26 protein-coding genes and 1 other RNA gene are annotated in these 24823 nt (G+C 31.9%); 11 read left to right on the top strand and 16 right to left on the bottom strand.

From position 1 onward, the window contains the following. The coding region (locus Q0822_RS17135; protein WP_299126087.1) for an Ig-like domain-containing protein at positions 1-3836 on the bottom strand (3836 nt) is incomplete at its 3' end. Between the two features lie 313 nt (positions 3837-4149). Here Q0822_RS17135 and Q0822_RS17140 point away from each other — a divergent pair. The 4 genes from Q0822_RS17140 to Q0822_RS17155 all read left to right on the top strand — a co-directional run bounded on the left by Q0822_RS17140 (position 4150) and on the right by Q0822_RS17155 (position 8233). Next, entirely contained in the window at positions 4150-4635 is a 486-nt protein-coding gene (locus tag Q0822_RS17140) for a histidine phosphatase family protein (protein WP_299126090.1), read from the top strand. After that, positions 4635-6689 (top strand): polyphosphate kinase 1, encoded by a 2055-nt coding sequence (gene ppk1, locus Q0822_RS17145; RefSeq protein WP_299126092.1) that lies wholly within the window; start codon positions 4635-4637, stop codon positions 6687-6689. The genes Q0822_RS17140 and ppk1 overlap by 1 nt, the downstream gene beginning before the upstream one ends. 1 nt (position 6690) lies before the next feature. Further along, a complete protein-coding gene (locus Q0822_RS17150; RefSeq protein ID WP_299126095.1) occupies positions 6691-7596 on the top strand; it encodes a rod shape-determining protein in 906 nt (301 codons plus the stop codon). A gap of 106 nt (positions 7597-7702) precedes the next feature. Continuing rightward, positions 7703-8233: a porin family protein gene (locus Q0822_RS17155; protein WP_299126098.1), complete on the top strand. Its 531-nt coding sequence runs from the start codon at positions 7703-7705 to the stop codon at positions 8231-8233. 89 nt (positions 8234-8322) lie between these two features. Here the strand turns inward: Q0822_RS17155 and Q0822_RS17160 are convergent, their stop codons facing one another. The 3 genes from Q0822_RS17160 to dnaX are packed head-to-tail and all read right to left on the bottom strand — an operon-like array spanning position 8323 to position 11205. Then, the gene (locus Q0822_RS17160) at positions 8323-8904 is read right to left on the bottom strand and encodes a tRNA-(ms[2]io[6]A)-hydroxylase (protein WP_299126100.1); all 582 of its coding nucleotides are present in this window, start codon (positions 8902-8904) and stop codon (positions 8323-8325) included. Between the two features lie 2 nt (positions 8905-8906). Then, positions 8907-9473, bottom strand: coding sequence for a hypothetical protein (locus Q0822_RS17165; protein ID WP_299126102.1), 567 nt, complete (start codon positions 9471-9473; stop codon positions 8907-8909). A 4-nt stretch (positions 9474-9477) separates the two neighbouring features. Continuing rightward, positions 9478-11205, bottom strand: coding sequence for a DNA polymerase III subunit gamma/tau (gene dnaX, locus Q0822_RS17170; protein ID WP_299126105.1), 1728 nt, complete (start codon positions 11203-11205; stop codon positions 9478-9480). Positions 11206-11306: 101 nt separating this feature from the next. On the opposite strand from dnaX, the gene rnpB reads away from it, so the two are divergent. Beyond that, an RNA gene (gene rnpB, locus Q0822_RS17175) (RNase P RNA component class A) lies at positions 11307-11611 on the top strand. Positions 11612-11667: 56 nt separating this feature from the next. Here rnpB and Q0822_RS17180 read toward each other — a convergent pair. The 4 genes from Q0822_RS17180 to Q0822_RS17195 form a co-directional block, all read right to left on the bottom strand. Then, the gene (locus tag Q0822_RS17180; RefSeq protein ID WP_299126107.1) at positions 11668-12432 is read right to left on the bottom strand and encodes a hypothetical protein; all 765 of its coding nucleotides are present in this window, start codon (positions 12430-12432) and stop codon (positions 11668-11670) included. A gap of 142 nt (positions 12433-12574) precedes the next feature. Continuing rightward, the gene (gene rsmD / locus Q0822_RS17185) at positions 12575-13111 is read right to left on the bottom strand and encodes a 16S rRNA (guanine(966)-N(2))-methyltransferase RsmD (RefSeq protein ID WP_299126109.1); all 537 of its coding nucleotides are present in this window, start codon (positions 13109-13111) and stop codon (positions 12575-12577) included. Continuing rightward, positions 13111-13917, bottom strand: a complete 807-nt coding sequence (locus Q0822_RS17190; RefSeq protein ID WP_299126112.1) for a DUF3822 family protein — start codon at positions 13915-13917, stop codon at positions 13111-13113. The genes rsmD and Q0822_RS17190 overlap by 1 nt, the downstream gene beginning before the upstream one ends. Before the next feature lie 2 nt (positions 13918-13919). Further along, the gene (locus tag Q0822_RS17195; RefSeq protein WP_299126114.1) at positions 13920-14642 is read right to left on the bottom strand and encodes a hypothetical protein; all 723 of its coding nucleotides are present in this window, start codon (positions 14640-14642) and stop codon (positions 13920-13922) included. 156 nt (positions 14643-14798) lie between these two features. Between Q0822_RS17195 and Q0822_RS17200 the strand changes: the two genes are divergently transcribed. The 6 genes from Q0822_RS17200 to Q0822_RS17225 are packed head-to-tail and all read left to right on the top strand — an operon-like array spanning position 14799 to position 19955. Continuing rightward, complete coding sequence (locus Q0822_RS17200; RefSeq protein ID WP_299126116.1) at positions 14799-16241, top strand: ATP-binding domain-containing protein; 1443 nt, start codon at positions 14799-14801, stop codon at positions 16239-16241. A gap of 4 nt (positions 16242-16245) precedes the next feature. Beyond that, positions 16246-16821 (top strand): DUF4126 domain-containing protein, encoded by a 576-nt coding sequence (locus tag Q0822_RS17205; protein WP_299126118.1) that lies wholly within the window; start codon positions 16246-16248, stop codon positions 16819-16821. Positions 16822-16869: 48 nt separating this feature from the next. Next, a complete protein-coding gene (kdsB, locus tag Q0822_RS17210) occupies positions 16870-17583 on the top strand; it encodes a 3-deoxy-manno-octulosonate cytidylyltransferase (protein ID WP_299126269.1) in 714 nt (237 codons plus the stop codon). Further along, positions 17574-18287 (top strand): HAD family hydrolase, encoded by a 714-nt coding sequence (locus Q0822_RS17215; RefSeq protein ID WP_299126121.1) that lies wholly within the window; start codon positions 17574-17576, stop codon positions 18285-18287. Before kdsB ends, Q0822_RS17215 begins: the two co-directional genes overlap by 10 nt. Positions 18288-18322: 35 nt before the next feature. Then, positions 18323-19405, top strand: coding sequence for an iron-containing alcohol dehydrogenase family protein (locus tag Q0822_RS17220; RefSeq protein WP_299126123.1), 1083 nt, complete (start codon positions 18323-18325; stop codon positions 19403-19405). 1 nt (position 19406) lies between these two features. Next, positions 19407-19955, top strand: coding sequence for a 1-acyl-sn-glycerol-3-phosphate acyltransferase (locus Q0822_RS17225; RefSeq protein ID WP_299126125.1), 549 nt, complete (start codon positions 19407-19409; stop codon positions 19953-19955). A gap of 4 nt (positions 19956-19959) precedes the next feature. On the opposite strand, the gene Q0822_RS17230 is transcribed toward Q0822_RS17225, so the two are convergent. The 8 genes from Q0822_RS17230 to Q0822_RS17265 all read right to left on the bottom strand — a co-directional run bounded on the left by Q0822_RS17230 (position 19960) and on the right by Q0822_RS17265 (position 24669). Continuing rightward, positions 19960-20373: a DUF3052 domain-containing protein gene (locus Q0822_RS17230; protein ID WP_299126127.1), complete on the bottom strand. Its 414-nt coding sequence runs from the start codon at positions 20371-20373 to the stop codon at positions 19960-19962. A gap of 130 nt (positions 20374-20503) precedes the next feature. Continuing rightward, the gene (locus tag Q0822_RS17235) at positions 20504-20986 is read right to left on the bottom strand and encodes a nuclear transport factor 2 family protein (RefSeq protein ID WP_299126129.1); all 483 of its coding nucleotides are present in this window, start codon (positions 20984-20986) and stop codon (positions 20504-20506) included. A 2-nt stretch (positions 20987-20988) separates the two neighbouring features. Beyond that, positions 20989-21441 carry a hypothetical protein gene (locus tag Q0822_RS17240; protein ID WP_299126131.1) on the bottom strand — a complete coding sequence of 151 codons (453 nt, stop codon included), beginning with the start codon at positions 21439-21441 and terminating at the stop codon, positions 20989-20991. Positions 21442-21490: 49 nt separating this feature from the next. Next, positions 21491-22588: a heparan-alpha-glucosaminide N-acetyltransferase domain-containing protein gene (locus Q0822_RS17245; RefSeq protein ID WP_299126133.1), complete on the bottom strand. Its 1098-nt coding sequence runs from the start codon at positions 22586-22588 to the stop codon at positions 21491-21493. A gap of 118 nt (positions 22589-22706) precedes the next feature. Further along, complete coding sequence (locus Q0822_RS17250) at positions 22707-23027, bottom strand: hypothetical protein (protein ID WP_299126135.1); 321 nt, start codon at positions 23025-23027, stop codon at positions 22707-22709. Positions 23028-23115: 88 nt separating this feature from the next. Continuing rightward, complete coding sequence (locus Q0822_RS17255; protein ID WP_299126137.1) at positions 23116-23745, bottom strand: hypothetical protein; 630 nt, start codon at positions 23743-23745, stop codon at positions 23116-23118. Positions 23746-23756: 11 nt separating this feature from the next. Continuing rightward, on the bottom strand, positions 23757-24446 hold the full coding sequence (locus tag Q0822_RS17260; RefSeq protein WP_299126138.1) for a HupE/UreJ family protein: 690 nt from the start codon (positions 24444-24446) through the stop codon (positions 23757-23759). 10 nt (positions 24447-24456) lie between these two features. Then, the gene (locus tag Q0822_RS17265) at positions 24457-24669 is read right to left on the bottom strand and encodes a hypothetical protein (protein ID WP_299126139.1); all 213 of its coding nucleotides are present in this window, start codon (positions 24667-24669) and stop codon (positions 24457-24459) included. Positions 24670-24823: the final 154 nt, after the last annotated feature.

Genomic DNA, 24823 nt, shown 5'->3' on the forward strand with positions numbered 1-24823 from the left:
TCAAAGTCTTCGTCGTTAGTTAATACGTTACCAGAGACAGGTTGATCTACAAATGTATTGTTGATATCAGCAATGGCATAGGTACAGTTTTTTAGTATGTCGATTGCAATTTTAAAGTTACATCCGTTTACATCAAAAACATCAACAAAATAACTTCCTTCAACAAGATCTGTGAATGTTCCATTTGTAACAATATTTACTCCGTTATCTATTGAGTATGAATAAGGTGGTGTACCTCCAGATCCTTCAACTGTAATCTCACCTAATCCAACACACACTATATCTGTTTGTGAAGTTATCGAAGCTGATAAATCATCAGAAGGTTCATTAATAGTGCCTTGATTTGTAGTTTTACAACCATTTGCATCAGTTACGATTACAGAATATGTCCCCGCAACAACATCTATTAAATCTTCAGTGGTTGCTCCATTGCTCCATAAATATGTATAAGGCTGGTTACCACCTGTTACATTGATAAAGATATCACCAGTAGCTTCACCATAACAATCGACATCATTTACCGTATCTATAGTTGCAGAAAGGATAGGATGGTTTACTGTAATTGTTTGTGTATGTTCTACAGTATTGCCACAATTATCTTCAGCGATCCATTGCCTCACAATATCATGAGATGCATCACAATCATTACCATTTTGTGTTTCTGAAAAAGTCACTTCAACATCGGTATCACAACTATCAGAAGCTGTTAAGGTTGCTGCCGTTGGGATAGTATCAGATGTTACGGTAGTATCAGTAGGTAAACTTTCATTAAAGTTAGGATTAGTTGTATCAATAACAGAAATGGTTTGTGTATCTGTTACAGTATTATCACACTCATCGATTAATGTCCAAGTTCTAGTAATTGTATATTCATTATCACAACTACCAGCTGTAACAGCATCTGTATAAGTTGCTTCAAAATCAAATGCTGCCGAAGAAGGTGAACATCCATCGCTCTCATCTGTAACATCTCCAACAATGCTTAAATCATTAACATCTACATCACATTGGATTGTAATATCATCAGGTGTAGTGAAAGTCGGATTAGTCGTGTCTTCTACATTTATAATAAGTGTTCTAACAGTTTCGTTTCCACAATCGTCAGTAGCTGTCCATATTCTCTCTAATGTGTAAGTGTTAGCACAATCGCCATCAGTTCTTATTTCTTGAAAAGTTACTGCTGCGCTTCCACATGCATCTGTTGCTGTTAATGTTTCGGCTGGTTGTAAATCACTACATTCTAAAGTAATTTCATTTGTTGTTGTTTCTGGTGTTGTATAGTTTGATATACAACTAAACTCAATATTATGTTGTCTCCCAGAACTCGATACATTAGCGGCTCTAGCCACAGCTCCTAATCTAAATTTATAAGAACTAGAGTTGGTATTTTTAGTTGTAATATTTGCTTGTGGATTTACGTTTGTAACTCCAGTATATTCTATCATTCCTGCAGTAGCTACAATCCAAGACCCTTCTTCTGTAATAGTTAAATCTGTTGGGTCGTTAACTGTGTAACTAGATGAAAATTGAGTCCAGTTAACTTCACCATAACTAGAATTACCATCAATATCATTAAAATTTGTATAAAATTCTGGTAAACTTGCAGGATCACCTGTTGAAGAATTAACAAAATCAATTTGGAATTCTACATATGCACGATCTCCAATATTTGTTATCTCAAATGCTGTTCTTGGTTTAAGTGCACTTGGTCCTGTAGCATTATCATCAAGTACAGGCAGGGATGCGTTTACTGTTTCTACAATAGTAACAAGAGCATCAATATCTGCAGATACATCACTAAATCTAAATACTTCACCTTCTAAGAAGGTCGTATTATCCCCGTCACCAGATTCTTCTAAATAGTTATTGAATGTTAAAATAGGTTTATTTACACATTCTGGTATATCATTATTTACATCAGAAGGAAAACCTACAAATGTTGGTCCTACAGTATCTTCTATTGTAAATGTTGCTGTTGTAGATGTAGCGTTTCCACAAGGATCTGTTGCAGTAAATGTTACTGTTGCTGAACCGGTTTCTCCACATCCATCAGTAAGCCCATTAAAGTTATTAGACCAAGTAACACTACCACAGTCATCAAAAGCAAATGCACTAGCATTAGTATTTAGCCAATTATTTAATGCTGCTTGGCTATTTTCGCTGCACTGAACCGTTAAGTCAAATGCATTGGCATCTAGAGTTGGTGGCTTTGTGTCTTCTACAGTAATAGTTTGTATCGTAGTTGCAGTATTACCACAAATATCTGTGAGGGTAAAAGTTCTTGATACTGTAGTTAAACAATCATCCTTAAAGGCTACACTATCTTTGTATATGATACTTTGAATATCTAATGCACTAAAGACATTGTAATCTGGGTTGGATGCGAATGTATCTTTCACATCTCCAGACGTTGTATCGCTAAAAGGAAATATAGCGTTTGAGCTCGTTATATCAGAAGTATCGCAGCCTTCAATTGTAAGTGAGTTTGGTACGTCTAATTCTAAACTTATGTCAATAATTATTGGATTACCTAAGTAGTCACTAAAACAATTTGTATAAGTGTTCCTTACCACTAGATTATAGGTTCCTTCAGGTAAATCATTAAATTCTGGTGATGCCTGATAAGTGCTGCTATTATCAATAGAGTATTCATATTCAGGACCTAGAGGGCTGTTCACTGAAATTGTATATGTATCTTCAGCGGAACCACAAGAAAGACTATATGTTGGATTTTCTGGTAAATCAACAAAAGTAATAGTTACGGTAGCTTCGTCGCATACAGTATTATTAGGTGCTGGTAAACATACACTATAATTAAAAGTTACTTCACCAGTAAAGCCATCAGCAGGAGTATAACTGTAAGTACCATCTGTATTAAACTCAAAATCCAGACCAGTTGTTGATGGTCCGGAGATAAGTTGATATGTAGAATTCTCTGGTGCGTTATTAGTAGAAGCTAAATCACCAGAATATTTTTCATTGATACAATTGGTTTGGTGTTTATCAACTGCATATTTCTGCATAATTAAAAACTTACCATCACCATGATCATTCGTTGAAGCGTTAAATTCAATTTTTGTAATATTAGAACCAATAGGTACTATATCGCTCAAATAGAACAACGCCATACCCAGTGTCTTATCACTATCTACAACACGGTCTGTTTTCCAATAATCAGTGCCAGGATTAGGTTCTTGATTGGGTATAAAATACGGATTGTATAAACTAGAGTTATTAGGTCTAACAAAAGTTTCTCCTAGAAACTCTTCTGGACCACCTCCAACAGGATTTCCGTATATAGCGATATGAAAACAATTGTTAGCATTTCGTTCTGTTACAGCTAAAACACCACCTTCATTAGCAGGAATGGATGGGTTATAAAAAATAGTTTGCTTTTGTGCATCAGTAGTTTCTACGGCATCAAAATCTAAACAAATATTGTCTCCATTAGAACTTGCAGAGAAAAAGTGATTTAAATTTTTGTCTTGAAATGCTACTAAGGCATCTGCTTCCCAAACAGGATTCCCACTTCCATTTCTTATATTAGAACCGTTTTGTCTTATATGATTTGGGCCATGGCCATTAGGGCCAAGCCTGGTCATTTCATAGTTAGAAGGCACAACAAAAGTACTATATACTTGTCCGTTTATGGTAACTGACTCAATAGTCGCTGGGTAAGTTCCGTTAGGTTGTGTATCTGCCCATTGAAAAGTTACACCTGTCTGAATTGAAGGTTTTTGTTGGGCTGTTATTAAATTTGGTAAAACAACAAATAAAGCTATAACTATAGCCTTTGTTAAATTTACGACAGAAATACTACTGTATTTTTTTCTCATACTGTACATAATAACTTATAATGTTGATGATGCTGTTAAAGGAGGCGTAGTATTAATCCTAAGATTAAACTAGTTAGTCTTTACCAACATTAATTTTGTTCTTGATAAAATAGAGGGAAGTATTATTAAAGTAAATGAAAAATAGAATGGATTAATATATTTTTGATTTGGGGTCATTTACATTAATTTTACACAAACAAAAGAACTTATAACTTAAATTATAAACAAACATTAGAGTTAAGTCGGCAATTTAATCGTTAAAACGGAAATACGCAACCTTTTATCGAATTAATTTGCATTTAATCGATTAAGTATGAAACAAATTACACTAATAAGACATGGTAAATCATCATGGGAATTTGATGTTTCTGATAAAAATAGACCACTAAAAACGAGAGGAATTAATGATGCTAAATTAGTTGCTAATCAATTTATTAAGCATCATAATATTCCTGAAAAGATATATTCTAGTCCAGCAAATAGAGCACTAAGTACTTGTAAGATTTTTACTAAGATCTTTGATTTGTCAGAAAATTCAATTGAGGTAGTTGAGGATTTATATGATTTTGGAGGTGAAAGTGTCATCAATTTTATCAAAAAATTACCAAATGATTGCAATGAGATAATGATTTTTGGTCACAATCATGCTTTCACATCAATTTCTAATATATTTGGAAGCACTTTTATAGCAAATCTTCCAACCAGCGGATTAATAAAGCTGAATTTTGATATTGACCATTGGAAAGATTTAAAAAAAGGCACTACTGAATTGATTATTATTCCAAAGGAATTAAAATAATGACAAAAGACAAAAACGTTTATATAAATAGAGAATTAAGTTGGTTGCAATTTAATGCTCGAGTATTACAAGAAGCTGCAGATAAAGGAGTCCCCTTAATAGAGCGCTTAAGATTCCTAGGGATATTCTCAAATAACCTTGACGAATTCTTTAAAGTAAGATATGCAACAGTTAAAAGAATATATGAAGCAGGGAAAGGTGGTAAAAGTGAGCTAGGTGGCATAAAAGCTGGTGATCTTTTAGAGGAAATCACAAAAATTGTTATTGAGCAACAAACTGAAAGTTTAGAAATTCTTGATAAAATTGATAAAGAGCTCGAAAATGAAAATATCTATATAATAAATGAAACAGAAATAGACAAAGAACATCATGAGTTCATCAAGAATTATTTCTACCAAGAAATAAGTCCAGCTCTTGTAGTTATTATGTTAAATGAAGATGTGGCTCTACCTGAATTAATGGACATTTCGGCATATTTAACAGTAAAAATGACAAACGCTGATGGTAAGTTTCAAGTAGCTTTAGTTGAAATTTCCTCAGAAATGGATCGATTTGTTGTGCTGCCAAGTAAAGATGGCAGTAATTATATTATAATGATAGATGATATTTTAAGATATTGTCTAGATGATATTTTCAACATATTTAGTTATGAAAATATAAGTGCACATATGATTAAAATCACTAGAGATGGTGAGTTAGATTTTGATAGTGATTTAAGTAAAAGTTTTATAGATAAGTTATCAGAAAGTGTTAAAGATCGTCAAAGTGGTGATCCTGTTAGATTTGTTTATGATAAGCGTATTGAAGAAGATACGTTAGCCTTTCTGTTAGAACGCATGTCTATACATAAAAAGGAAAGTATAATACCTGGCGGTCGCTATCATAACCGTAGAGATTACATGAGTTTTCCAAGTTTGGGAAGAACAGATTTACTTTATGATAAAATTAAACCACTTCCTGTAAAAGGCCTGAGTCTAGAAGATAGTATTTTTAAAACCATAGCGAAGAAAGATTATTTGGTTTATACACCTTATCACACATTTTCGTATATCGTTAAGTTTTTGAGAGAAGCTGCATTAGATCCTAAAGTAAAAACTATAAAAATTACTATTTATAGGTTAGCACAGATTTCGCACGTAGCAAGTTCTTTAATAAATGCGGCAAAAAATGGTAAAAAAGTAACTGTGTCTATAGAACTTAGAGCGCGTTTTGATGAAGCAGCAAATATTAACTATGCAGAGCAAATGCAAGATGAAGGTATTAAAATGCTATTTGGTGTCACAGGTTTAAAAGTGCACTGCAAAATGTGTGTAATTGAACGCGAAGAAAACGATAAATTAGTTAGATATGGCTTTATAAGCACAGGTAATTTTAATGAATCTACAGCAAAAATCTATACTGATTTTACACTGTTAACTGCCAATGCTAAAATCCTAAAAGACATAAATAAAGTATTTAATTTTTTTGAGGTCAACTATAAAATTTACAGATATAAACATATTATTACGTCTCCTCATTACACACAATCCAAGTTATTTGCATTAATTGATAACGAAATAGAAAGTGTTAAAAATGGGAAGCAAGCTTATATAAAACTAAAATTGAATAGTATAAGTAGCTATAAAATGGTAGATAAATTATATGAAGCAAGTAGAGCAGGTGTTAAAATACAGATGATAGTTAGAGGACTGTGTTGTTTAGTTCCTGGTGTTAAAGGTATGAGCGAAAATATTGAGATAATAAGTATAATTGATAAATTTTTAGAACACACCAGATTATATATTTTTGCGAACAATAATGACCCAAAAATTTATATATCTTCTGCAGATTGGATGACTAGAAATATAGATACTAGAGTGGAAGTAAGTTGTCCGATATATGACAAAGATATTAAACTGGAGCTACAAGATCTATTTAATATTTGCTGGAACGATAACGTAAAAGCAAGAATCATCAATGAAACACAAAATAATACATATCGCAGAAATGACAAACCAAAAGTAAGAGCCCAGTTTGAAACATATAACTATTACTTAAATAAATTAGAGAGATAATATGCTGAAGATACAGAAATACGCGGCTATAGATATTGGATCTAATGCAGTAAGGTTATTAATTTCAAACATTATTGAGCAAGATGATGAACCTGTACGTTTTAAAAAGAACTCATTAGTACGTGTGCCAATTAGATTGGGAGCTGATGTATTTCTCAAAGGCGAAATATCTGAATATAACCAAGAGCGTATGGTAGATACTATGACGGCTTTTAGTCTTTTAATTAAGTCTCATGGTGTTACTCGTTATAAAGCTTGTGCCACATCAGCTATGCGAGAAGCTAATAATAGTTTACAACTTTCAGAAAAGATAATGAATACCTCAGGTATTAATATAGATATTATTGATGGTGAAGAGGAAGCTGCAATTATAGCTGCTACTGATTTGAATACTTATATAGATCCAAATAAAACCTATCTATATGTTGATGTTGGTGGCGGTAGTACTGAGTTTTCCATAATTCATAATGGTAAAAAAATACAGTCAAAATCCTTTAGAATAGGAACAGTAAGGTTATTGAATGATATTGTTAAAAATGAAACTTGGTTAGAGTTAGAGCATTGGATAAAAGAAAACACCAAACAATACTATAAAATAGCGCTGATAGGTTCTGGTGGAAATATTAATAAAATATTTAAAATTTCAGGAAAAGATATAGGTAAACCTTTAACTTATTTCTATTTAACAAGTTATTATAAGACACTTCAGAATTATTCTTATGAAGAGCGTATTTCTAAATTAAACCTTAATCAAGATAGAGCAGATGTTATAATTCCTGCTACACGTATTTACTTATCTGCAATGAAATGGAGTGGAGCAAAAGACATTTTTGTACCAAAAATTGGACTCTCAGATGGAATTATAAAAAGTATGTATTTCGAAACCGTTTCTAGCGTAGTGGTTTAGTCATTTAGGAAAAAGTATCCATTTGTCCGATTTTTCTCTATGAAAATCTGTAAATTCATTTGATTTTTATATTTTAATATATATTTGCCATTTCAAATTAAAAATTATGAAAAAATATTTATTTGCTTTAGTATTAGTAACGTTCACAACCGTTTGTATGTCACAAGAGATTAGATACGGTGTAAGAGGCGCGCTAAATATTTCTAATCTAGATTTTGATCCTGATGCAGATTTTGCAAATCAACACCGTAACGGATTTGCTTTTGGTGGATTTGTAGATTTTGGTTTTACTGATAAAGTATCTTTATTAACTGGGTTACAATGGTCTGCTGAAGGTGGTAAAGATGAATCTATTAGAGCAGACTATATTAAAATGCCTATTCTATTAAGATTTTCATTGTCTGATCGTTTTATTTTAGGAGTAGGTCCACAAGCTGCCTTAAAAACATGGAAGGATAGAGATGGATTTGCAACTTTTACGGCTTCTGGAGTTGTTGGATTAGAATATATGATTACAGACGAATTATTTATAGACGCAAGAGCTACTTATGGTTTTAGTAATATCCTAGACCAAGATTTTACAGATGATAAAGCAAAAAACCACGTGCTTCAATTTGGATTTGGAATAAAGATATAAGTTTAGAAACTTATTAATAACTAAATAAAACAAGCTTCAACTATGTTGAGGCTTTTTTATAATATTTATTTAGAATAGAAAGTGAACTATCATCCGTGAATAGTTTCTTTATTTCCTAGATTTTTTATTATTTCAGCTTCATAAGCAAGAAGTTGTTCCCACTTTTCATCCACTTCTTTTCTGTCTCCATATTTTCTAGCAAAATTTAAAAACATAGTGTAGTGACTAGCTTCGCTTATCATTAATTTTCTATAAAATTTAGCAAGTTTTTTATCCTCAAGTTCTTCAGATAGTAGCCTAAATCGTTCACAGCTGCGGGCTTCAATTAATGCTGCGTATAAAAGACGATGGACTAATTGTGTTGTTCTGCTTCCTCCTTTTGGGAAGAATTTTAACAAAGCAATCACATAATCATCTTTGCGGTCTCTACCAAGTATCCAACCTCTTTCAAGTATAAGATCGTGAACCATTTTAAAATGGCTCATTTCTTCATTAACAAGTTCAATCATTTCCTCTATAAGCTCAGTATATTCAGGGAAACTGACAATTAAAGAAATGGCAGTACTCGCTGCTTTTTGCTCACAATAAGCGTGGTCAGTCAAAATATCTTCAATATTCTTTTCAACGATATTAACCCATCTTGGGTCTGTTGGTAATTTTAGTCCTAGCATAGTTAAAATTCGATTTCTCCGTTATCTTCTATTTTATACATTCCCGTTTTATCAAATTTTAAAGTATAGATTTTATGAATATCAGTTTTAATCTTTTTAAACCAAATTTCTAGATTTAAATTTTTATGGTCAACAGATTCAAAATTGATCAATACATTACTCATTATTGTGAAATCTATAAAGTCTGGAGTCAAGTCTTTTTGAGTTTTAATGAAATTTTTATCAATTATTCCATTAAAAATTTCTTTACCATTTTTAGAAATATTTATTTGAGCAATAAATTCTCTATAATTCCTTTTGTAGATAATACCTTCCTGAATTACTTCGTCTAATATTTGATTATTCATATCAGAAAAATATTTAACATTTACCTTGAAACCATTACTCAGAATTGTATCTGTTGCAACTTCAGTATACATTTCGGGTTTGTATGAAACTTTTTCTATTAATGTATTTTTTTTATTAAATTCTTCAATACTTTCAGCCAATGATTGGTCGTGTGTTTTTCTTCCCTCACAACTTGTAAAAGCAGTAACTAAAATTAATAACAGTCCAAGTAAGTTTTTCATAGTACTAAATATCTAATCCAAAAGTTTTTCGCAAAAGCTCAATATTTGGGTTTTTCTCTTTTAGTTTTTCATATTTCTCTTGTGGAGTAAAGGCGTATTTTTTAGCAACTTCTTCATTAACAGTTATATCTAGTTTTAAATCATAATTAAGTAATGTCTTCTTTAAAAAAGCCATTAAAGGAAATTCTGCACGTTCTAATTCAATTTTATTGGTATTATTGGAATAGGTTAGATGTATGGTAGTGTCTTTTAATTTAGGTTCATCCATTTGTAAAATTGATGCCATAATTTTTTCACCTTTTTTGTCCATTTTAGCTGTATAAGCCTTCCATGCCTTAGTTAGGGCTTCTTGTGTAACTGGTTCTTTTGGTAAATCATCTTCATCTATAACCACATCCATTTGCCGTATGAGATGTTCCTTCTTTTCTTTTATACTTTTTAATGATAATCCCGAAGTAATTTTACTGGGTTTATTAATTGATATTTTAGGGATGACTGCAGATTCTGCAACTGCCGAAAGCGTTTCATTTTGGATGACTTGTATTTCAGTAACTGTTTCTTTTTCAGAAGTTCTAACCTTATCTACTTCTGGCTTTTTTACAGGAATTGGATTAATACCTTTAGCCTTAAAGTAAGAAGGAGGAATTATGAAATGCTTACTGTTTTTTTTTTCTCCATCAAAAGTGATAGAGGCTAATTGCATAAGTGTCAGTTCAACGAGTAAGCGCTGATTTTTACTAGTCTTGTATTTTAAATCACAATCGTTAGCCAGCTGAATGCCTTTCATTAGAAAACTATTAGAAGTTTTCTGTGATTGCTCAATATACTTCTGTTTGGTGTCTTCACCAACTTCAAGTAATTCTATTGTTGCTTGATTTTTGCAAACCATTAAATCCCTAAAGTGAGATGCTAAACCAGCTATGTAGTGATGACCATCAAAGCCTTTTGAGAGTATGGTGTTGAATTGCACCAATAACTCAGGAATTTTATTTTGTAAAATTAAGTCTGTACTGGTAAAATAAGTTTCGTAATCTAGTACATTAAGGTTTTCAGTAACCGCTTGTCTAGTTAGGTTTTTACCAGAAAAACTTACCACACGATCAAAGATTGATAATGCATCTCGCATAGCACCATCTGCTTTTTGAGCTATGATATGCAGGGCATCGTCTTCTGCAGAAATATCTTGTTCTTTAGCAATGTACCTTAGGTATTCTTTTGCGTCTGTTACTGTAATACGCTTAAAATCGAATATCTGACAACGCGATAAAATCGTTGGAATGATTTTATGCTTCTCAGTAGTTGCTAAAATGAATATGCAATGCTTTGGTGGTTCTTCTAAGGTTTTCAAAAACGCGTTAAAAGCAGCTTGAGATAACATGTGTACCTCATCGATGATGTATACCTTATATTTTCCAACTTGAGGAGGAATACGGACTTGGTCTGTTAAGTTTCTAATATCATCAACCGAATTGTTAGATGCTGCATCCAATTCAAAAATATTGAAAGCGAAATCTTCATCTTCTTTAGTGTCACCATCACTATTAATCATTTTAGCCAAAATACGTGCACATGTTGTTTTACCAACACCACGCGGACCAGTAAATAATAAAGCTTGTGCTAAGTGATTGTTCTCAATGGCATTCAGTAAAGTATTTGTAATAGCTTGCTGACCAACAACGTCCTTAAAGGTTTGTGGTCTGTATTTGCGCGCCGATACTACAAAATGTTCCATTGTAATTTTACTGAATTACAAATTTAAGAATAACCTATAAATAGCCGATTGTTAGGACTTAAATTTAGTATGAGTTATTAACAATTTACGTACTTTTGCAGCAAGTAGATCGCCTTATCGATTCTAATTTATTTAGGGTAGGAAAGTCCGAACACCATAGTGTAATCATAGTGGCTAACAGCCATCCATCGAAAGGTGAGGAAAAGTGCAACAGAAAGTATGTACAGGTAATGCTGTAGTGAAACCAGGTAAACTCTATGTGGTGCAATGTCATGTAAACTAGTGTTTGAGCGTACACGCGCGATGCTAGAGGGTAGACAGCTTAAGTTTGCTGGTAACAGTAAATGTAGATAAATGATAAGGACTCTTTAGAGTACAGAATTCGGCTTATAGATTTGCTTAGATATAAAAAACCCTTTACAATGTTGTGTAAAGGGTTTTATTAATATTAAAATATCTATACTATTGCTCCTCCGATGGACTATAACTTAAATCTGGTCTGATATCTGCTTCTACTTGATCGTACTTTGTTGCTAATTTTATTACATTCCAGAAAGTTGCATCTTTATCATCTCCTAAAAGTTTATCATTTTCTTCTCCACCTTGAGCGATGCTTAAATCACTACTTCCAGCGACTGAAACCATATAATAACTTTCTTCACTCCCAAAACCACTATGGTAAACACTGTAGCCATTTTTAACACCTTTTGTTTTGAACATTTCTTTTACTTTAGCCATACCTTCTTTCATCTCTTTTGCATTCTTTGGCGAATAATAAAGAAAATGATACTCACGATGGTTTTTTCCTTCAGTACTATAGCCTTCTGGTATATATGACAATTCTGGCATTAGATGGATAACAGAATCACTGTGAGAATCGTAGCAATCATCCATTTCATTAAACATTTCGCCCATGGCTTCTTTACCCATTTTTTCAGCTAAATTGCCCATAGGATTTTCATCTAACTCGGCCATGTTTTTAATTGGAGTTACATAAACATAGCGACCATCTTCGACACTTATAGCTGTCCAGTTGATATCAATGTTATATTTCTCGCAATTTTCTTTTAATTTTTTAGCCAGTTCCTCGTACTTGGGCATCATGTCAAAGGTAACATTGTCTGTGTGTACTGCAAACATTGTTGGTTGTTCGTCTTGTGCATTTGCAAGGTTGAATGCAAATAACACAGTCATTAGAATCAAAAATCTTGTTTTGAAAGTTTTCATAATTGTTTGGTTTTAATTAATAGCGTTTAACCATAACAATTGAAGAAGAAACATGTAGAAATATTAACAGAATAATCTGTTAAGGCATATAAATTTAGTGAATATATTTAATTAGGAATTAGGCTACAATATTGATAATCAGCTAATTTTTAAAAAAACTAAACCTATTACCTCCATAACTTTTATAATGCGAATAATATTTTAAAGCACTTAAATCAGTATGTTTAGAATGCTCTATAATCAGTAAACCTTCGTCTTCTAATAGTTGATTTTCAAATACCAATTCTGGGATTTTAGAAAACGCATCAAGCTCAAAATTATATGGTGGATCGGCAAAGATGATCGTATACTGTTGCTTGGATTTTTCTAAATACTTAAAAACATCACTTTTTATAGTACTAATAGACATTTCAAATGCTTCAGCTGTTTCGTTGATAAACTTAATACAACCATAATTGTCATCAACGGCTGTGATTTGTTCTGTACCTCTTGAAGCAAATTCATAACTAATATTTCCGGTGCCAGAGAATAAATCTAAAATGGATATATCATCAAAATAATACTGATTATTTAAGATATTGAAAAGTGCTTCTTTAGCCATATCTGTTGTCGGTCTAACAGGTAGCTTTTTAGGAGCTGTGATTCGTCGGCCTTTGTAAATACCAGATATTATACGCATTAAAAGGAATTTAAAATAAGATAATGATGGTGAACAGTTTTATCTTTAATCCCTTCCGAAATTTTATATTTAAAATCTGTATCGATAAAATCTATGTGTCTTACATAGGTATATAAAATGGAATAAAGTTCATCATCTTTATCAACAATTCCACTTAATTTTATTGGAGTGGTTTCTACATCGAGTTTTAATTGCTCGTACACAAATAGGATGTAGTAAATGAAATCTTCTTTACTATGATATTCAAAAACATTAAACAATTGAAGTTGCCCTTTATTAATAACTAATAATTCAATGGTATTTTTATTAATGTTTATATATACGATTGGCTCTTCTGTAGCTTTTTCTTTACTTAAAATAGTATCCACTAGTATGCTAGATGAGTGTTTGTAAATAAACTCGCCAAAGGTTTCAAAAATATAGTTATTGATGTTTACGTATGGTACATAAACATTTATACTTTCATTTATATTAATATCATCTTCTGTGATAAAATCAGTTCTAAGAATTTTAGAATTAAATTTTAAATAGTCTGCCTTATTGTTTTCGTTGTATAAATTTTTAGGAACAAGAGTTGCTAACTCATTTTGATGAATCACTATAACGGCATCAAAATCTTCAGAAAATGCTGTATTACTACTTAATTCTGCCTTGAGATGGTCTAGAATATCATTTGGCGTTAGCTTATTTGCAAATGTAATTGTGTTGAGAAACTCAATGGATTTCGTTTCTCTATTTAGAATACAAAAAGAAAGCCCATTCAAATTAATTTGAATGGACAGTTCTTTAATATTATTTTTTTTCAAACTTATTCTTTCGTTGTGTAGGTCTTTGGCCAGTTTCCTTTAGTGAATACTTCTTCCATAGAACCGACAGTTAATCTAGATCCATTAACACCATCTACAGAAACCACTTGGTTTTCTTTTTCGATTAGGTATTTTTCTTGGTCATTTAAAATCACAGCTTTTTCTACACTAGCTTCAAATACAGGTATTTCTTCTAGTTCTCCTGCTTTAAGTACAAATTTTGCTCCTTCTTTACCAACACCAACATTCATCATTGTTTTATAGCGATCACTACCACCGAAAATTGAATCCTTAACAGAGTAAAAACTTAAGGTATCAATTATAGTTAATGTCTTAAAAGTTTCTACACCACCAAAAGCTGCAGTTCTCTCTACATCTAATACTAACGTATCACGTCTTTGTTTAATAGGCACTTTTCCGTTTTCAACAAAACTTATTAACGAATCAAAATTATCAGTATACTTACCATGTACATCCTTATATGCCAATTCAGAATCTCTAATATCTATTAGGCGATCAATAACTTTTTTGTAACGCTCAACCTTAAGCTTATTGAATTTAATTTCTTGGTATACAGACATGAACGTTGAATAACTTAAGAAAATAATTATTGCCCAAAGTACAAGGTGAATAAGCGGCTTCATTTTCTTTGGAACAAACTTGTCAATCAACCAAACAATAGCGATGGTCAATAGTATAATTAATACAATTGCTAAAATTATCATATATGAGAGTTTATTAATTAGGTCTATCGCAAATCTACAATTTTTTTTTGTTGGTTAAAACTATCTAAAATAAAAATGACTAAAAATATCGAACTAAATGAGTTATGTGTCTGAAAAATATAGAATAATACTATCTTGCTATATATTTATTTCTTTATGATTTCTAATGCTTCTGCATTCTATTCGCTATTAAAATCTAAGTTCCCATTCACGCCAACTTCTAAGCAAGATATGGTGTTAATGCAGCTTTCTCAATTTATTTTTGATACTAATAAAAATTCAATTTATCTTCTCAAAGGCTACGCCGGAACAGGTAAAACAAGTATCATAGGCACCATAGTTTCTAATTTATGGCAAGCAAAAAAAAGTGCTATTTTATTAGCTCCGACAGGAAGAGCAGCCAAGGTAATTTCAAATTATTCTAAAAAGGAAGCATTCACTATTCATAAGAAAATCTATTTCCCAAAAAAAGATAAGGGTGGAGGAGTAAAATTTGTAATGCAACCCAATAAGCATAGAAACACAATTTTTATAGTTGATGAAGCATCTATGATACCAGACACGCCCTCAGATTCAAAATCCTTTGAAAGTAGTTCTTTACTCGATGATTTAATGCAATACGTATATTCTGGGCATCAGTGTAAACTATTACTTATTGGGGATAAAGCCCAGTTACCTCCAGTAAAATCGGATTTGAGTCCAGCTTTAGATGAAAACAAGTTGAGCTTAAATTATAACAAGGATGTTATTGGTATTGAGTTAGATGAAGTGGTACGACAAGAACAAGATTCAGGCATTTTGAGCAATGCTACAGAACTTAGAGCGGTTTTAGAATCTAATTTTTACGACAGCTTCAAATTCGATTTAGATGGATTTACAGATAGTGTACGGTTAATTGATGGATACGAGATTATGGACGCTATTAATGACGCTTACAGTGAAAATGGTTACGAAGAAACTGCTATTATTGTCAGAAGTAACAAACGTGCAAATGCTTATAACCAACAAATCAGGCAGCGTATTTTGTTTAATGAAACCGAACTATCAGCCGGAGATTATTTAATGGTAGTTAAGAATAATTACTTTTGGATTAAACCAACAACGGAAGCCGGTTTTATTGCCAATGGCGATATAATTGAAGTTCTCGAAATCTTCAGTATTAAAGAATTGTATGGGTTTAGATTTGCTGAAGTTAAAGTGAAAATGGTAGATTACCCTAATATGCGACCTTTTGAAACGGTTTTACTTTTAGATACGATTGATGTAGAGAGCGCATCATTAAGTTATGACGAATCTAATCGGTTGTATCAAGAGGTTTCTAAGGACTATGAAGATGAAGCCTCTAACTACAAACGTTTCTTAGGAGTAAAAAATAATAAGTTCTTTAATGCATTGCAAGTTAAATTCTCTTATGCAATTACATGTCATAAATCACAAGGTGGACAGTGGAATACTATTTTTGTAGAGCAACCTTATTTACCAAATGGTATGGACAGAGATTATATACGTTGGTTATATACAGCAATTACAAGAGCCAAGGAGAAACTGTATTTAATTGGATTTAAAGACGAGATGTTTGTTGAAAAAGATATAAATTAGAAGTATGACAACTGAAACTATTATTAGTGTGTTCTTAGGTGTCGGACTTGCTGCATCTGTGGGTTTTAGAGTATTCTTGCCTTTGTTTGCTTTAAGTTTAGCAACCTATTTTGGCAAATGGGATCTTAATGAATCTTGGTTATGGATAGGTAGTTCAACAGCTGTAATCACTCTTGGTATTGCTACTTTGGTTGAGATTGTAGCCTACTATATTCCGGTAGTTGATAATGCCTTAGATACTATAGCTATTCCACTGGCAACTATTGCTGGTACAGCAGTAATGGTATCGACAGTTGCAGATCTAAGTCCAGTAATTACTTGGGCATTGGCTATAATTGCTGGTGGAGGTACAGCAGCAGCCGTAAAAAGTTCGACTAGTGCTACAAGATTAGGTTCAACAGTTTCAACTGCTGGTTTTGCAAATCCGTTAGTATCAACAATAGAAACAGCTACGTCCATTGTAATGTCCATAGTTTCTATCTTTTTGCCAATAGTGGCAATAATTCTAGTTGCTTTTATATTCTACATGATTTATAAGCTTTATAAAAAGATACGTCCAAACCGACCAAAATCATCTTAAAAATGTATTTTTGAATTTACACAAATTCTATAAATGAAAATTATATCCATGATTCCTGCACGTTTTAGTGCATCGCGATTTCCAGGTAAATTGATGCAAAATTTAGCAGGCAAATCAGTGATTTTAAGAACCTATGAGGCTACTGTCGAGACGAAACTTTTTAGTGAAGTATATGTAGTTACTGACAGTGACATTATTTTCAATGAAATTGTGAATAATGGTGGAAAAGCTATTATGAGTGTAAAGGAGCACGAATCTGGCAGTGATAGAATAGCAGAAGCCGTAGCAAATGTAGATTGTGATATTGTAGTTAATGTACAAGGTGATGAGCCGTTTACAGAGCGTCAGAGTTTACATAGTGTTTTAGAGGTATTTAAAAGCGATGTGAATAAGGAAATTGATTTGGCATCCTTGATGGTAGAAATTAAGGATTGGGAAGAAATTAACAATCCAAACACGGTAAAAGTTATTGTTGACCAGAATAATTTTGCTTTATATTTTTCTAGAAGCCCGATTCCATTTCCAAGAGATAAGGATGTGGCGACACGATATTTTAAACACAAAGGTATCTATGCATTCAGAAAAGATGCCATATTAGATTTTGCAGTATTACCAATGCAATTTCTTGAAGCAACAGAAAAAATAGAATGTATTCGGTATTTGGAATATGGAAAGCGTATTAAAATGGTAGAGACTGAAGTACAGGGAGTTGAAATTGATACACCAGAGGATTTAGAAAAAGCGAAGCGTTTGTGGAAGTAGATTATAAAAATATAAAAGTAATAGGCTTCGATGCAGACGATACCCTTTGGGTAAACGAAACCTATTTTAGAGCAGCGGAAGAAGCAGCAGGTTTATTGTTATCTCATTACGAAACACCCAATAAGATAGATCAGGAACTCTTTAGGATAGAAATTAAAAATCTTCCTACATACGGTTATGGAGTTAAAGGATTCATTTTGTCTATGATTGAGCTTGCCATTGAACTATCTAACGGAACAGTTTCTAATAAGGTTGTTACAGAAATGTTGAAGATAGGTAAAGACATGATTAATAAACCAATCGAGTTGCTCGATGGAGTTGAAGAAGTACTTAGGGTCTTATCAAAAGATTACAGATTAATTGTGGCTACTAAAGGTGATTTATTAGATCAAGAACGAAAATTAGAAAAATCTGGTTTATTAAAATATTTTCATCATATAGAAGTTTTGAGTGAAAAACAAGAAGCTAATTATTCTAAATTATTAAAGCATTTAGATATTGAACCTGAGGCTTTCTTAATGGTAGGCAATTCCTTAAAATCTGATATTTTGCCATTAGTAAATATTGGAGCGAAAGCTATTCATGTTCCTTTTCATACAACTTGGCAGCATGAGAAGGTTACCAAAAAAGAAACAAATGGATCTGATTATAAAACCGTAAATAATTTAGCGGAAATTTTAGATTTTTTCAGTACTAAAAAATAAACTAAGTTGTTATTTTTGTCAAAGCAATAAAGTAAATGATATATAAAAATTATCCAATGGTGTCTCGAGTCGTTTTCGGACGCGGAAGTTTCAATCAATTAGATGAGATTTTAGCGCCAAAACGAAAGAATCGAGATGCACCATTTATATTTTATGTCGATGATGTCTTCAAAGGTAATCATTGGTTAACTTCTAGAATAACATTGTCCTACAAGGATAAAATCATTTATGTACCAACAAAAGAAGAGCCAAAAACGTCTCAAATAGATCAACTCGTTGAGGATATAATTCTTGAGTATAGCGAATTACCATCTGGTATTATTGGTATAGGTGGAGGTATAGTTATGGATATTGCCAAAGCTGTGTCTTTAATGCTAACCAATAAAGGTGAGTCTAAAGATTATCAAGGTTGGGATTTAATTAAATATCCTGCGATTTACCATGTTGGTATTCCTACAATTTCTGGAACTGGTGCTGAGGTCTCTCGTACTACAATTTTAACTGGTCCAGAACGCAAATTGGGTATCAACAGTGACCATACACCTTTCGATCAGGTAATACTAGATCCTGAATTAACTAAGAATGTTCCAAAGAATCAATGGTTTTATACAGGTATGGATTGTTTCGTACATTGCATAGAGTCACTCAATGGTACATTTTTAAATGCATTTAGTCAGAGTTATGGAGAAAAGGCATTTGGACTTTGTAAAGAAATATTCTTAGAAGATACTCTAAGCAAAGAAGAAGCGCAAGACAAATTAATGATGGCATCTTGGCATGGTGGTATGAGCATTGCTTACTCACAAGTTGGAGTTGCACATGCTATGAGCTACGGACTCAGTTATCTTTTGGGAATAAAGCATGGCATAGGTAATTGTATTGTTTTTGATCATTTAGAAGATTATTACCCTGAAGGTGTTACATTATTTAAGAAAATGAAAGCTAAGCATAATATTGAGCTACCTCAAGGTATCTGTGCCAATTTAGAAGACTACGAATTTGATAAAATGATTGATGTAGCATTAAGCTTAGTGCCACTTTGGGAAAATGCTATTGGTAAAAATTGGAGGACTACCATAACAAGGCAAAAACTTTTAGAGCTCTACAAAAAAATGTAAGATGCGCTGGTTAGCTAAATTTATTTACTTTAAATTATTGGGTTGGAAAGTTGCTGGTAATATCAATTTTTCTAAAGACAAAATTAAAAAAGCTGTTATTATAGCTGTTCCGCATACGAGTTGGTACGATTTTGCTATTTCAGTATTATTACGAAAAGTTGTTGGTGTAAAAACTAATTTTGTTGGTAAAAAAGAACTTTTTACTTGGCCGTTTGGCTATTATTTTAGAGCAGTTGGAGGAAAAGCTTTAGACAGAACTTCTGGACAAAATAAGGTAGAGGCCATAGCAAAACTGTTTAAAGATGAAGATGAATTTCGTTTAGCATTAGCTCCAGAAGGTACGCGAAAGAAGGTTGAAAATTGGAAAACGGGATTTTATTATATTGCTAAAGCGGCTAAAGTGCCAATAATGATGTACACCTTAGATTTTAAGAACAAGCAAAACAATGTGTCGGAACCTTTTTATCCTACAGATGATATGGAGGCCGATTTTAAATTCATGAAATCATTTTACAAAGGAGTAGAAGGTAAGGTGAAGGATTATAGTTAGTTATTTAGTTTCGGTCTTTAAGTCGATACATGAATTTAAGCCCACTCCAATCCTCATCTATTGCTGCTACTTTAACATCTACCAATCCCGTTTCTAAAACAGCAGATCTTACAATTTCTCTATTAACATCAGTTTCAATTTTCGAAGCACCTTTTGGCCAACTTACCCATAATATCCCATTTTGTTTTAAGCCATTTTTTAATTTTTGAATCATCATTTTTAAAGCTTCTTTTGAAGTGAAAAAGGCATGGATGAAATCTAATTTTACAACGTCTAAAGTCTTTGTGTATTCTAAGCTATCAGGTAGTTTATCGAATAAATCGACATAATGATCTGGTGCTTGATATAGATAGATTTTAAAATCTGCTTTTAGACCTAATTTTTTTGCCAATGGTGTCGTAGAATAACCTGATTTCATTTCAAATATTTAACTTTAAAAACAAATAATCTTTGGCATAAGATTTGTATTAGATATTATGCAATGAAACATAAAGTAAACTCTTAAGTCACTAAAAAGAAACATTGCTAATAAAAAAAGCTATCTACCGCTAAGAAGATGGCTTTTTTTCTTCTATAAACTTATCTAGCAGGTAGTTGGTCTGTTTTTGTAATTTCGTTTTGAAAAAACCCATACCTCCGAACAGTAAGCCTTTTATTCCTATAGCTTGTTTGGCCCAACTGTGTAAATTAAAGTAATCGATGTGTTTGATAATTAAACCATCTTTAAATTCAAATTGTGCATCAATCTTATTATGAACTTTTCTACCAGTTTTACTAAACTCATAAAAGGCTTCCCAATGCGCTGAACCTCTATTCTCAAAAGCTTTAATATCTGAGTAAACAACTTTAAAGTTTTGACCCTTCTTTTTTTGTGATTGACATAACATTTGCCACATGGCTTTAGCTCGTTCTCCTCTTAAAATACCAAAGGCAGGATCTTCAAAAACAATGTCATCATGATAGTATGTGATCATAGTATCTGCATCAAAATTTGAAAAAGCGTTATAAAAATTTTCAATTGTAGTTTCCATAATTATTGAATTGTAATTTTATTTCTAAAACCTATATCTGTACGCTCATCGAATTCAAAATCAAAATATGCAGCATCTCCAGATTTTCCTTCAATAATTGTTTTAGCCCTTCCTATTTCTTGTCCTTTAGTATTGTATGCTTTAGCCATTATTTCCTTGCTAAAATCTTTATCAAAAATCAAATATAAAGTAAGTTTATTGTTGTTTCCAATAGGTTGACTTTCAATATTATAAACACCTTTTTTTAAACCTTTATTTACAAGATTTTGGGAAAGTAAAATTTCGCAATCTAATGTCTTGTCTACACCTTCGGATACACCATCAAAAAATTCTGTAGCAGATTCACCAACAACCTCACCACCTCTATTTATACCTTCTTTAGTTTTATCTACAATTCTATTGCAAGACATTAAAATGGTTAGTAGTGTAACACTTATAATTTTATATAATTTCATGATTAGTTGTATGATTTAAGGACTTAAAGATACTCTTTTTTTAGGTGTTCTATCTTGTGTATTTTTTTACTTTATCGATAATGTTTCTAGCACTAGAGTATATAAATTTATTGGTTTTAACATAATGAAAAGAAATAAAACAAACCGTAGTTAAAAATATTAATGCTCCAATAATGGCTTGCCAAGGAACTAAAGTTTTACCTATAACCTGATGTAATCCTATGCCTGTATAACTTCCATAAATAATTATAAAATGAATAACATAAATAGAAAGTGTTTTCTGTCCAATTTTTAGAATAATGGGTTGTTTAATATATTTTTCTGCAGCATAGAATAATCCAAAAAGAATTAAAACATTTCCAAATCTGGTAAACAGATAATTATAATATGCTACATCTTTTAGTAGTTCTATATCTGTAATAAAGTAGAGTTGCATTAACAGCCAAGATGATTTAGTAATCAACAGGATACCTACAACAAAAAAACCAGATACTATAGCAATTTTAAAACGTGGGCGTTCTACAAATCTATAAAATAGAGTAGAAATAAAGCCTCCAAAAGCCACATAACCAAACCAAGGAATGATATTAAAAATTGAACCATTAGACTTTGATAAATAGTTGGCAAATATATCAGGGACATTAGTCAATTCTAAGCTTCTATATAGAGGTTCTGTAATAAATATAGTAATCCCAATCAACAACATTAATATAGAGAATATGAGCGTTTTCTTAAAGGTTAATCGATATACAAGAACAATAATTATTAAGGATAGACCAATACATTGTAGAACATCAATAATTAAAAAATAACCATTGAATTTACCAATAAGCCACTCGAAAACTGGAATTCTAAGTGAGTATCCTATGCCAATAAGCATCAATCCTCTTAGCAAACCTTTTCGCATTCGCTTTTTCTCGTTGCCACGGTGTTTTGCTTTAATGAGTAGATAAGAAAATATTAGACCCGAAATGGTAAAAAACGTAGGTGCGGTAATCCCTCTAAAGTATTCCCAAGTTTTAAAAACCATGTTGCTAGAATCTCTATAGGACATATCTAGAAGCGTATCTATGAAATGACCTTGAAGCATCATTAAAATGGCAAATGCTCTTACAGCATCAATAAAATATAGACGTTTTGCGCTCAAATAATATTCTGTTGAAATACAAAGGTAAGATTTAGAGAATAATACGTTATTCTATAGCTTATTTGCCATTTTCTCATTTAAAAAATTTAATACCTAAGCACAATTAGTAGATTTGTCCTTATTCGCTAATTTGATTTAAAAACCTATTCTCATCCGACTTAGCTTTCTTCCAAGTCTTTTCTAAAATTATATATAATAGATAACAGCTTAAGATTCCAAAAGGTAGCATGAACAAACCAAGCACAGTTTCATTAGTGTTCTCTAACATTTGAGGATAGAAAATGCCGATTACAATTCCTGTTGTAAAACTCGCTAATATAATCCCAGCATAATAAACCGCAATTCCTAAAATTGAAAATCCCCATTTACTTTTATTATATTCTTCTGCTAATTTGTAAAAATATTTGCCAATCCAATACAGTAATAATAGTCCAAGCATATTTATTTCATTAATTTAATATAAACATAGTAATATTTAATAAAGCCAGAAATTGTAATTTAGTTTTTTTAGGGGTTTACTCGTCACTTTATTTGAGCAATTCATACTGTCCATTTAGTCTTATAGTCACGACGATATCTTCGTTGGTTTCGTTTCTAAAATACCAACCATGTTTTCCTTCAAAAGGTGCAGTGAATGTTCCTGCCATGTTATTAGAATAAGCGAGAGTATAACTTTCGTAAAATACATTTTTTGGAGGGTTATCTTGTTTTACTTCTCCATGAAAATCTATATAAACAACACCTTTATCTAAAGACCATTCGTATTTTGTACTGCCGTATTTAAGACTTTTAAATTTATATTCAATCCCTTTGTCAGCTGGCACTACGACTTCTATAGTATCTTCTCTTTCAGGATATTGAAGTTTTGGAGGTAGATTGTTAGCCTCACTAGGCTTAGGCACACTCTTTGGGGAGCCTAATTTTTCCATTTTTATTTTCTTGAAATTCAAATTAGAATAGCTTTCATAATTTTCGGCTTGCTCATTTCCCGAATATAATTTAGAAAAACCAAGTAGTTTACCAGTTCCTAAAGGATCAATACCATACTCTGCAGGTAAAACAGCAGTTACGAATACTAACGCTCCAATGATTATAGCAATAATTAGTGATTTTAATAACTGACCCTTATTTAAGTTTGGTTGATTATTTATTGTCATATTATTATGTGTTAAGAAATAAAGTATCCTGTTAATTGATAGCCAAGTAATAAAAACCCAGCTGCCATGAGAAATATATTGGTGATTTTGGAAAATTTAAGATAACTATTATACTGTCGCCAAAATGAAATGATTAATAGTACTAATCCTAATGCTAAAAATTGACCAATTTCTACACCTAAGTTGAAGCCTAGTAAATTAACAAAAAGCCCTTCCTTATCAAACTCAAACTCTTGCAATTTAGTTGCAAGTCCAAACCCGTGAAATAACCCAAAAATTAAAACAGCTGCTTTAGTGTTCGGCTGCTTTCCAAGTATCTTTTTGAATCCTCCTAAATTGTCAAAACCCTTATAGACAATGGATAAGGCAATTATAGCATCAATTAAATAGGCATTTACATTTATATCTGCCATAACACCAAATAAAAGTGTAGCACTATGTCCAATGGTAAAGAAGCTTACATAGATAATAATTTCTTTTGTTCTGTATAAGAAAAAGATAACACCCACTAAAAAAAGTAAGTGGTCGTAACCTGTAATCATATGTTTAGCGCCTATATAAAGAAAAGGCCCAAAAGCAACACCTTTATTGGTTGTCAAAAATGATTGTGTCTCTTCATCTACACCGTGTGCATAGGCAGAAACTGAAACAAGACAGCAAAGTATGGCTATCAATGGAGTAGCTATTTTTACTAATTTCATTTAATATTAATTAGTGTGCATGTCCATGCTCTTTCACCTGACGAATACTATCGAGTCTTCTTTTTTCGTCTTCATCAATTGTCTCTTCGGCTGTAGTTTTGCTTTCTTCAGATATGATTTCGGTTTCAACTTCGGTTTTCTCTTTAGTTTTTTTCTTATCTGTACAAGCTGTGAATATGCCTATTGATAATATTAAGGCAATAATTAATGTTTTAGTTTTCATACTGTAAAAAAATTAGTTTTGATTATCTATATCATGACTATACTTATAAAAGTTAAGCCATATAAGCGAAGTTAATGTTTTCCAATCTTAAAATCAATAACTCAAAAATTAATTGTAAACATTATTCCATAAGTTTAAAGGGTTTACTACATTT

This window comes from uncultured Winogradskyella sp., from assembly GCF_947496485.1.
In the GTDB taxonomy this organism is placed as follows: Bacteria; Bacteroidota; Bacteroidia; order Flavobacteriales; family Flavobacteriaceae; genus Winogradskyella.

Bases quoted from the DNA above. Each gene is read 5' to 3' on its own strand.
- Q0822_RS17140 (WP_299126090.1), top strand. From the start codon at position 4,150: ATGAAACAAATTACACTAATAAGACATGGTAAATCATCATGGGAATTT.
- ppk1 (WP_299126092.1), top strand. From the start codon at position 4,635: ATGACAAAAGACAAAAACGTTTATATAAATAGAGAATTAAGTTGGTTG.
- Q0822_RS17150 (WP_299126095.1), top strand. From the start codon at position 6,691: ATGCTGAAGATACAGAAATACGCGGCTATAGATATTGGATCTAATGCA.
- Q0822_RS17155 (WP_299126098.1), top strand. From the start codon at position 7,703: ATGAAAAAATATTTATTTGCTTTAGTATTAGTAACGTTCACAACCGTT.
- Q0822_RS17160 (WP_299126100.1), bottom strand. From the start codon at position 8,904: ATGCTAGGACTAAAATTACCAACAGACCCAAGATGGGTTAATATCGTT.
- Q0822_RS17165 (WP_299126102.1), bottom strand. From the start codon at position 9,473: ATGAAAAACTTACTTGGACTGTTATTAATTTTAGTTACTGCTTTTACA.
- dnaX (WP_299126105.1), bottom strand. From the start codon at position 11,205: ATGGAACATTTTGTAGTATCGGCGCGCAAATACAGACCACAAACCTTT.
- Q0822_RS17180 (WP_299126107.1), bottom strand. From the start codon at position 12,432: ATGAAAACTTTCAAAACAAGATTTTTGATTCTAATGACTGTGTTATTT.
- rsmD (WP_299126109.1), bottom strand. From the start codon at position 13,111: ATGCGTATAATATCTGGTATTTACAAAGGCCGACGAATCACAGCTCCT.
- Q0822_RS17195 (WP_299126114.1), bottom strand. From the start codon at position 14,642: ATGATAATTTTAGCAATTGTATTAATTATACTATTGACCATCGCTATT.
- Q0822_RS17200 (WP_299126116.1), top strand. From the start codon at position 14,799: ATGATTTCTAATGCTTCTGCATTCTATTCGCTATTAAAATCTAAGTTC.
- Q0822_RS17205 (WP_299126118.1), top strand. From the start codon at position 16,246: ATGACAACTGAAACTATTATTAGTGTGTTCTTAGGTGTCGGACTTGCT.
- kdsB (WP_299126269.1), top strand. From the start codon at position 16,870: ATGATTCCTGCACGTTTTAGTGCATCGCGATTTCCAGGTAAATTGATG.
- Q0822_RS17220 (WP_299126123.1), top strand. From the start codon at position 18,323: ATGATATATAAAAATTATCCAATGGTGTCTCGAGTCGTTTTCGGACGC.
- Q0822_RS17225 (WP_299126125.1), top strand. From the start codon at position 19,407: ATGCGCTGGTTAGCTAAATTTATTTACTTTAAATTATTGGGTTGGAAA.
- Q0822_RS17230 (WP_299126127.1), bottom strand. From the start codon at position 20,373: ATGAAATCAGGTTATTCTACGACACCATTGGCAAAAAAATTAGGTCTA.
- Q0822_RS17235 (WP_299126129.1), bottom strand. From the start codon at position 20,986: ATGGAAACTACAATTGAAAATTTTTATAACGCTTTTTCAAATTTTGAT.
- Q0822_RS17240 (WP_299126131.1), bottom strand. From the start codon at position 21,441: ATGAAATTATATAAAATTATAAGTGTTACACTACTAACCATTTTAATG.
- Q0822_RS17250 (WP_299126135.1), bottom strand. From the start codon at position 23,027: ATGCTTGGACTATTATTACTGTATTGGATTGGCAAATATTTTTACAAA.
- Q0822_RS17255 (WP_299126137.1), bottom strand. From the start codon at position 23,745: ATGACAATAAATAATCAACCAAACTTAAATAAGGGTCAGTTATTAAAA.
- Q0822_RS17260 (WP_299126138.1), bottom strand. From the start codon at position 24,446: ATGAAATTAGTAAAAATAGCTACTCCATTGATAGCCATACTTTGCTGT.
- Q0822_RS17265 (WP_299126139.1), bottom strand. From the start codon at position 24,669: ATGAAAACTAAAACATTAATTATTGCCTTAATATTATCAATAGGCATA.